Consider the following 8,542-nt stretch of genomic DNA (forward strand, 5'->3'; position numbering starts at 1 on the left):
GCGAGCGTGCCGCCGCCCGGACCGGTCAGAGTTTGGGGAGGAGAGGTGTCGGGCTCCGGCCGGGATCGCGTTGCTGGAAGGTGAAGCTGGCCGCGTCCCTGGCGTAGGCCTCGGCGTACTTCGCGACCTTCCCGGCATCGAGCGACACTCCGATGCCGGGCGCGCTCGGCGGCGTCAAGCAACCGTTGACATACGGCAGCGGGCCGACCGCACCAGCCGGTGCACCCCCAGCACCGGCTGCACCGGCTGCACCGGCTGCACCGGCTGCGAGGCCAGGAATGGCAGCACCGGCTGCACCTGGGGCCGGCGCAGCGCGGTCAGGATCGGGAGCCACCACGATGTCGTCGGCGAGGAGGGAGGCGTACGACTGGCTCGCGGCGAGGAAGTTCGGCGTCGCCGCCATGACATGGCAGGCCGCGTAGGTCGCGAGACCGAGTTCGCCCAGGCTGTGTTTGAGCACCGGGAGCCCCGCTGCCTCGGCGAGACCGGCAGAACGCTTGAGATTGAGCAGCCCACCGTCCATCTGGTTGTCGACCGAGAGCACGTCGGCGGCACCGTGGCGAATGACGTCGAGCTGGTCGAAGCGGGTCCACGACGCCTCGTTGGCGAGAAGCGGCATCGGGATCCGGCTGCGTACGTACGCCATCTCGGGAAGGTTCCGCCCCGACACCGGCTGTTCGGCGAGCTCGATCCCGAAACGCCCCATCTCCGCGAGGATTCGGATCGCGGACGCCGACGACCACGCCTCGTTGGCGTCGATCCGCAGCAGCGCGTCCGGCCCACCACCTGCGCGCACCGCCTCGACCCGGGCGAGGTCCTCGCCCGGGTCGTCCGAACCCACCTTGAGATACAGCGTCCGAAATCCCGCAGCCACCCCGGCGGCAGCGTCGGATGCCATCTCCGCCGGCGACTTGCGGCTGAGGTAGTAGAAGTACTCCACGTGGTCGCGGACCCGCCCGCCGAACAGCGTCACCAAGGGCTGCCCGCACAGCTTGCCCACGATGTCCCAGCAGGCCATCTCGACCGCACCGATCGCCGGGCTCGTCGACTTCACGTGATGCCAGGTGCCGGCGACCGTGATGCGCTTCATGAGGCGTTCGATCGCGGTCGGATCCTCCCCCAGGACGAACGGATCCAGCGACCGCAGGACGGCCAGCACGATGTCGGCCGAGGGGTACGCCGACGCCTCGCCGAGTCCGGTCAGCCCCTCGTCGGTGTCGACCTCGACGAGGACACTGACCATGCCGGTGCGACCGCCGTATGCCCAGATCTCGGCCTCGCGGAAGGGAACGGCCACCGGCGTGGCCCGGATCGCGGTGATACGCATCGGCGGCTCCTCGCGGCGGCGGTCGAGACTGCTGACATCGTGAGGGGTTACATCGAGACTGCTGACATCGTGACGGGTTGCATCGTGACGGGTTGCATCGGGACGGGTTACATCGTGACGGGTTGCATCGGGACGGGTTACATCGTGACGAGCGGGTCGCGGCGGGGGGTGGTGAGGATCTCGCCGCCGTCCCCGGTGACGATCATCGTGTCGGAGAGTACGTAGTCGGGCAGCTGCTGACCGAGCAGCCACGAGATCACGTGGAAGACCATGCCGGCCTTGATCTCTAGCTCGCTGTCGTGGCGGAGGCCGACGGGCACGCCGCCGCCGCTCCAGCTGGGTGGAAACCCGATGCCGGTCATGTAGCCGCAGTGGTGCCGGCGGTAACGGTCGTGGCCGAGTCCTTCGTCGACGACCTTCTGCCAGGCGGCATAGACGTCACCGGCCTGAGCGCCGGGGACCAGCGCCGCCCGCACGGTCTCCAGGCCGGCCGTGACCAGGGCGGCCGACTCGGCGAGCTGTGGGTGGGGCGCACCGACGTAGACCATCCGGGTGAGCGGGGCGTGATAGCGCGCCACCGAGCCGGACAGCTCGATGAACACCCGGTCACCCTCGACGATGGTGCGGTCGGTCCAGGTGCAGTGTTCCTGGAACAGCCGGTCCTGGGCGCGGATGAGCGGCACGAAGCCCGGCGGTTCGCTGCCCTCGGTGATGAGGGTGGTGGACACGGCCGCGGCGATGTCGCGTTCGGTGACGCCGGAAGCCACCGCGGCGATCCCGGCCTCCATCGCCCGCGACGAGATCTCGGCGGCCTGGCGTACGCAGCCGATTTCCGCGCCGGACTTCACCTGGCGGAGGTCCTCGACGAGGCCCGACCCGTCGCAGAACTCCGCGTACGTGCAGGCGTCGACGAGTTCCTCCCACACGGCAAGCGGGAAGTTCATGCCGGCCCGGTCGACGCCGACCCGCCCCTTCGCGGCGTCGGCCCCGTCGAGGGCCGTACGCAGGGCCCGGGCGGCAGCGGCAGACGGGGGCTCGTCGTCGGCATACGGCAGGTGGACGACCGACGGTGCCAGGTCCGCGACCGTCGTACGTTCCATCTCGCGGGTGACGAGCACGGACGGCCCGGCCGACGGCACCACCAGCATGCTGAACGCGAAGTACCCCTGGTGGGCGAGCCCGGTCAGGTAGTAGATGTCCTCGGGTGCGGTGAGCAGCAGCGCCGTCAGGTCGCGCTCGCGCATGACCCGCCGAAGGCTGTCGAGCCGCTGGGGGAGTTCGTCGGCGAGGATGTTCGACGGTTCGTTGAAGAGTCCGGTCATGGCAGCTCCTTCGGTCGGTCCCATGACCACGGCGCCAGGCGCTGCGCCACCACTCGTCGTTCGGTCATCGGCGGTCTCACTCAGCCTTCGGAGGTCGGTGGAGCTATGGCGGCGCCGACCGCCTCGATCCAGATCGACAGCGCCTCCTGGACCTGCGGGGATCGCACCACGAGCGGCGGGATCATGCGGACGACGTTGCCGAAGGCGCCACAGGTGAGCAGCAGCAGACCGCGGCGGGCCGCCTCCTGCTGGGCGCGCTGGGCGGTCGCGGTGTCGGGCTGGCCCGCCGGATCGGTGAACTCGCTGCCCTGCATGAGGCCGAGGCCGCGTACGTCGCCGATGACGGGGAACTCGGCCGCGACCTTCCGGAGTCCCTCGGCGAGCTCGGCGCCGGTGGCGGCGGCGTTGTCGACCAGGTGCTCGTCGCGGATCACGTCCAGGGTGGCGAGGGCGGCGGCACAGGCGACGGCGTTTCCTCCGTACGTACCACCCTGGGAACCCGGCCAGGCCTTAGACATCAGGTCGGCCGGTGCCGCGATTGCCGACAGCGGGAAGCCGCTGGCGAGGCCCTTGGCCGTGACGAGGATGTCGGGTGTCACACCGAAGTGGTCGTGTCCCCAGAACTTCCCGGTGCGGCCCCACCCGGTCTGGACCTCGTCCATGACGAGCAGGATGCCGTGCCGGTCGGCGCGGGTGCGCAGACCGGCGAGGAACTCGGGCGTCGCTGGTACGTAGCCGCCCTCGCCGAGGACCGGCTCGACCACGAACGCCGCGGTCTCGTCGGGCGCGGTCTGCGTGGCGAGGGCGTAGTCGAGTTCGCGCAGCGCGAAGTCGGTGGCGGCCCGCTGGTCCCATCCGTACCGGTAGGCATCCGGGAACGGCGACACCACCACGCCACCCATGAGCGGCGAGAACCCGGCCCGGAACTTCGTACCGGCCGTCGTCATCGCGGCCGCGCCGATCGTCCGGCCGTGGAACGAACCCTGGAAGACGACGACGTTGGGCCGGCCGGTCGCCTGCCGGGTCAGCCGGAGCGCCGCCTCGATCGCCTCGCTGCCGGAGTTGGCGAAGAACACCCGGTCGAGCGCGGCCGGTAGCACCTCGGAGAGCCGGTCGGCGAGGGTGAGCAGCGGACGGTGCATGACGGTCGTGTACTGCCCGTGGATCAGCGTCGCGACCTGGCGTTGGGCAGCCTCGACGATCCGCGGATGGCAGTGACCGGTGCTGGTGACCCCGATGCCGGCGGTGAAGTCGAGATAACGCCGGTCCTCCTCGTCGTAGAGGTAGACCCCTTCGCCGCGTGCGGCGAGGACGGGCGTGGCCTGCTTGAGGAGTGGGGAGAGCTGTGCCATGGCGACCCCTGGAGATCAAAGCGCTCTGTTGGATTGCAGACAATCCGACTGTAATACTTGACGTCAATCCCTCACAGCTGTGAGTTTCCGAGCCGCGCTGCCCTTGCCGTCGCCGGTTCCGTGATCATGACGGTGATCATGACCATGACCATGAAGGGAATTGGGGTCTATGCGCCGCTTTTCCTTCATGATCACGAGCTCGTGGCGTCAGAGCTAAGGTGGCGAGGGTCGGGGTGATCAGACACGCGCGATGCCATGGAGGTGTCCCGAGATGAGCCAGGCCGAGCGCGAGCGCGCGGTTGTCGCGGACGTACCCAAGGAACTCCTGATCGGCGGCACATGGCGCGCCGCCGCCGGTGACGCGGAGTTCAAGGTCGAGGACCCGTCCACCGGCGAGGCGCTGTGCACGGTGGCCGACGCCTCACCCGCCGATGGCGTCGCCGCACTCGACGCGGCCGTCGAGGCGCAGGACTCCTGGGCCGCGACCGCGCCGAGAGCCCGCAGTGACATCCTCCTGCGTGCGTACCACCTCCTTCTCGAACGCCAGGACGACCTCGCCCTGCTGATGACCCTGGAGATGGGCAAGCCGCTGGCCGAGGCCAAGGGCGAGATCGCCTACGCCGCCGAGTTCTTCCGGTGGTTCGCCGAGGAGGCCGTACGCATCGACGGCGGCTACGCGGTGTCGCCGGACGGGACGAGCCGGTTCGTCGTCGTACGCCAGCCCGTCGGCCCGTGCCTGCTCATCACGCCGTGGAACTTCCCGATGGCCATGGGCACGCGCAAGATCGGCCCGGCGGTGGCGGCCGGCTGCACCATGGTGATCAAGCCCGCACCTGACACGCCCCTGTCGATGCTGGCGCTCGCCCGGATCCTGCAGGAGGCCGGGCTGCCGGATGGCGTACTCAACGTCCTCACCACCACGGATGCCGCCGGTGTCATGGAGCCGCTGATCCGCGACCCGCGCTCGCGCAAGCTGTCGTTCACCGGCTCGACGGCGGTGGGGCGGAAGCTGCTCGAGCAGGCAGCGGGCACCGTCATGCGTACCTCGATGGAACTCGGTGGCAACGCACCGTTCGTCGTCTTCGACGACGCCGACCTCGACGCGGCCGTCGACGGTGCGGTGCTGGCCAAGATGCGCAACGTCGGCGAGGCGTGTACGGCGGCCAACCGGTTCTACGTCCAGTCCGGCGTCGCGGGGGAGTTCTCCCGCCGGCTCGCCGAACGCATGGGCGCGATGCGGGTCGGCCGGGGCGTCGAGGACGGCGTACAGGTCGGGCCGCTGATCAACGCCGCCGCCCTGGACAAGGTGCAGTCGCTCGTCGCCGACGCGGTGAAGCAGGGTGCCTCGACGGTGGTCGGCGGCTCCGCGGTCGGCGGGCCGGGGTACTTCTACCAGCCGACCGTCCTCACCGGCGTCCCGCCCGCCGCGCAGATGTCGCGGACGGAGATCTTCGGTCCGGTCGCCCCCTTGACGGTGTTCGAGACCGAGGACGAGGCGGTCGCGGCGGCCAACGACACCGAGTTCGGGCTGATCGCGTACGTCTACACGCGCGATCTCGAGCGTGGCATCCGGGTCAGCGAACGCCTGGAGTCCGGCATGGTCGGGCTCAACCGGGGCATGGTGTCGACGCCGGCGGCGCCGTTCGGTGGGGTGAAGCAGTCGGGCATCGGCCGCGAAGGTGGGCGGCTCGGCATCGAGGAGTTCCTCGAGGTGAAGTACATCAACGTCACCGTCAGGTAGGGCGTTCGGGCTGCGTCGGGAAGGAGGCGGGTCCCGTGGTCGGACTCGAGGCGGTGCGTGCCGCGCGGGAGACCATCGGCACCAACCTGCTCCGCACGCCGGTCCTGTCGGTCTCGAGCCTCGACGGGCGCGCCGGCGTGGAGGTGCTGGTCAAGGCCGAGGTCCTGCAGAAGACCGGCTCGTTCAAACCGCGCGGCGTCCTCAACCGGCTCGCGCGGCTGACGCCTGACGAACGCGACCGCGGTGTCATCTGCATCTCCGCCGGCAACCACGCCCAGGCACTGGCCTGGGCGGCTGCCCGCATGGGCGTGTCCGCCGCCGCCGTGATGCCCACTACCGCGCAGACCAGCAAGATCGCCGCGACGAAGGCCTATGGCGCCGAGGTGATCCTGCGCGGGGAGAGCGCGGTCGAGACCCACGCCGACTTCCCCGCGATCGTCGCCGAGTCCGGCCGGGTCGTGATCCCGCCGTACGACGATCCGGCCATCATCGCCGGCCAGGGAACGATCGGGCTCGAAGTCCTCGAGGACGTCCCCGACCTCGACGCCATCGTGGTCCCGGTGGGTGGCGGCGGGCTCGTCGGAGGTATCGCGGCGGTGGTCAAGGAGCAGCGTCCTTCGGTCCGGGTGATCGGGGTCGAACCCACCGGCGCGGCCTGCCTGCACGCCGCCCTGGCCGAGGGGCACGTCGTCCATCTACCGCGCACGCCGACCATCGCCGACGGGCTGGCGGCGCCCTTCGTGAGCGAACGCACCCTCGCGCTCGCCACCCGCTACGTCGACGACGTCGTACAGGTGAGCGACGAGGAGATCGTCGAGGCCATGGGAATCCTTCTCGAACGTACGAAACTGCTGACCGAACCCGGTGGCGCCGTCGCGGTCGCGGCGTTGCTCCACCGGCGGTGCGGGTTACGGCCGGGCCAACGCGCGGTCGCCGTGCTGAGCGGCGGCAACGTCGACCGCGCGCTGCTCACCTCCCTGCTCTGACCTGCGTACGCCTCGACGGTTGGCGACACCGCGACGCCGGGTTATCGTGCCTCGTTGATCATTTCGACTCGCCCGGCTGGGCGGCGACCCGAGCCCTCCTTCCGTGATCATGACGGTGATCATGAAGGGAACCGGCCACCGCCGCCGCCGGCTCGGAGGGGCGTGACGCCTGATGTACGAAGCACAACCAGGGCAGGGATCCACGCCCCCGCACTCAGTTCATGACGACGTGCGGGTGGACCGCCCCCGGCTCGGCGTACCGGCATGGGCACGGTCGTTCGCCGCGGCGGGTGGGGCTGCCGCGGGGGCGCTCCTCGCCGTGCCGGTCGGCGGCTTCCTGATCGTCGTCCTGTTCGAACGCATAGGCACCGCCATCATCCGCGACATCACCTCCGGTGCCGTGACCGATGACATGTCCGGCGTCGAAGCGGTCATCGCCGCGGTATTCCTCCTCCTCACCGCGGTGCTGGTCGCAATCCTCGTCGTGGTCGCGTTGGTCACGCCGGTGTTCGTCATCCTGCCGATGGCCGCGACGGCCCTTGCGCTACGCCTCGCCGGGGCGGGTCTGATCGCCCGGTCACTGCTGGTGGGACTGGGGCTCGTCATCGGCCTGGCCGCCGGGGTCGGCGCTGCATCGTCCTCGGTCGACATCGACATGGACCTGTGGATCTGGATCCTCGTCGCCGCTGCTGGTGCGTTCGGTGGCCGGCTCGTGGTGGAACTCTGGAAACCCGATGATGCGGGCCGGGTCGACGGCGCGACAGGTCGGCGGCGATGGAGTCGCCTGGGTGTGGCGTGGGCCGCCCTTCTGGCGCTGGCGATCGTCCTGATCCTGCTGCTGGTGAAGCTGCTCCCCGTCTCTCTGGGGGAGCTGGTTCTGCGGTGACGGTGACGCCGCCACTGCGCGTACGGCGGCGGCCCTCGGACGGGGTTCAGCTCAGCCGGGCGCCAGTCGTGACAAGGCGTCGTTGGTGTGCGCGGTGATGAGCTTGTCGAGGCGTTCGAGGTCCCGGTCTCGGATCGCCTCGACCATCGCACCGTGCTCGCTGACGGTGGCCTCGGGCACCTGGCAGGTCTGCTCGAGCGCGGCGATACACATCCGCGTCTCGACGAGCAGGGTGTCGTGCATGCGTCGAAGCCGTGGACTCCCGGACTCCTCGACGAGCAGCTGGTGGAACGCGAGATCGGCGTCGCTGAGGGCCTTGAGATCGCCGCGTCGCGCGGCGGTGACCATCGGGCGGTGGGCCTTCTCCAAGCGGCGTGCCGTGCCGGCGGGATCACGTTCGCAGATGGTGGCGACCGCCGCACGTTCGATCGCGGACCTGGCGAGGTAGATGTCGCGCACGTCGTCGGCATCGAGCTCGATGACGAACAGGCCGCGGTTGTGTTCGCTGCGCAGCAGCCCTTCCTGGACGAGGCGCTGCATCGCTTCGCGCAGTGGACCGCGGCTGACCTTCAACCGGTTGGCGAGCTCGGTCTCGCCGAGCTGGGTGCCGGGAGTCAGGATGCCTTGGGTGATGGCGTTACGCAGCTGTCGCGCGATGATGCTGGCAGTGGACTCGCGGCTGACCGGTCCGAGACCTGACTGCCCGACGAGGTCGTTCATGTGTGCTCTTCTCCAGACCCCGGCCGCCGGCAGCGGGTGGATCGAATGACCACCACGCCGGCGCATCCGATCGCGCCGACCCTAGGGGGTGTCTGATGGATCACGATCGGCTCGCGGCGTCCCGCATCCCGCCTGGCTGCGTTCTCGTCGATCGGCGCACAAGACCAGTGCGCCTTCCTCCTCGGCCTTGCCAGCCGGGCGCGGATAC

Annotated in this window: 7 protein-coding genes; 3 read left to right on the top strand and 4 right to left on the bottom strand. The window is 70.0% G+C overall.

Translation table 11 applies throughout. The features are described 5' to 3' along the window. Positions 1-25: 25 nt before the first annotated feature. The 3 genes from ABNF93_RS28535 to ABNF93_RS28545 form a co-directional block, all read right to left on the bottom strand. Positions 26-1,327, bottom strand: a complete 1,302-nt coding sequence (locus ABNF93_RS28535) for a mandelate racemase/muconate lactonizing enzyme family protein (protein WP_349331306.1) — start codon at positions 1,325-1,327, stop codon at positions 26-28. Positions 1,328-1,464: 137 nt separating this feature from the next. Continuing rightward, positions 1,465-2,649, bottom strand: a complete 1,185-nt coding sequence (locus ABNF93_RS28540; RefSeq protein WP_349331307.1) for a M24 family metallopeptidase — start codon at positions 2,647-2,649, stop codon at positions 1,465-1,467. A gap of 80 nt (positions 2,650-2,729) precedes the next feature. Beyond that, positions 2,730-4,001: an aspartate aminotransferase family protein gene (locus tag ABNF93_RS28545; protein ID WP_349331308.1), complete on the bottom strand. Its 1,272-nt coding sequence runs from the start codon at positions 3,999-4,001 to the stop codon at positions 2,730-2,732. Between the two features lie 271 nt (positions 4,002-4,272). Between ABNF93_RS28545 and ABNF93_RS28550 the strand changes: the two genes are divergently transcribed. The 3 genes from ABNF93_RS28550 to ABNF93_RS28560 all read left to right on the top strand — a co-directional run bounded on the left by ABNF93_RS28550 (position 4,273) and on the right by ABNF93_RS28560 (position 7,614). Further along, positions 4,273-5,742, top strand: a complete 1,470-nt coding sequence (locus ABNF93_RS28550) for an NAD-dependent succinate-semialdehyde dehydrogenase (RefSeq protein WP_349331309.1) — start codon at positions 4,273-4,275, stop codon at positions 5,740-5,742. Positions 5,743-5,777: 35 nt separating this feature from the next. After that, positions 5,778-6,728, top strand: a complete 951-nt coding sequence (locus ABNF93_RS28555) for a threonine ammonia-lyase (RefSeq protein WP_349331310.1) — start codon at positions 5,778-5,780, stop codon at positions 6,726-6,728. A 229-nt stretch (positions 6,729-6,957) separates the two neighbouring features. Continuing rightward, positions 6,958-7,614, top strand: a complete 657-nt coding sequence (locus ABNF93_RS28560) for a hypothetical protein (protein ID WP_349331311.1) — start codon at positions 6,958-6,960, stop codon at positions 7,612-7,614. A gap of 51 nt (positions 7,615-7,665) precedes the next feature. Here ABNF93_RS28560 and ABNF93_RS28565 read toward each other — a convergent pair whose 3' ends face one another. Then, positions 7,666-8,334 carry a GntR family transcriptional regulator gene (locus ABNF93_RS28565; RefSeq protein ID WP_349331312.1) on the bottom strand — a complete coding sequence of 223 codons (669 nt, stop codon included), beginning with the start codon at positions 8,332-8,334 and terminating at the stop codon, positions 7,666-7,668. Positions 8,335-8,542 lie beyond the last annotated feature (208 nt).

Source organism: Actinopolymorpha sp. B9G3, from assembly GCF_040120725.1.
Taxonomy (GTDB): domain Bacteria; phylum Actinomycetota; class Actinomycetes; order Propionibacteriales; family Actinopolymorphaceae; genus Thermasporomyces.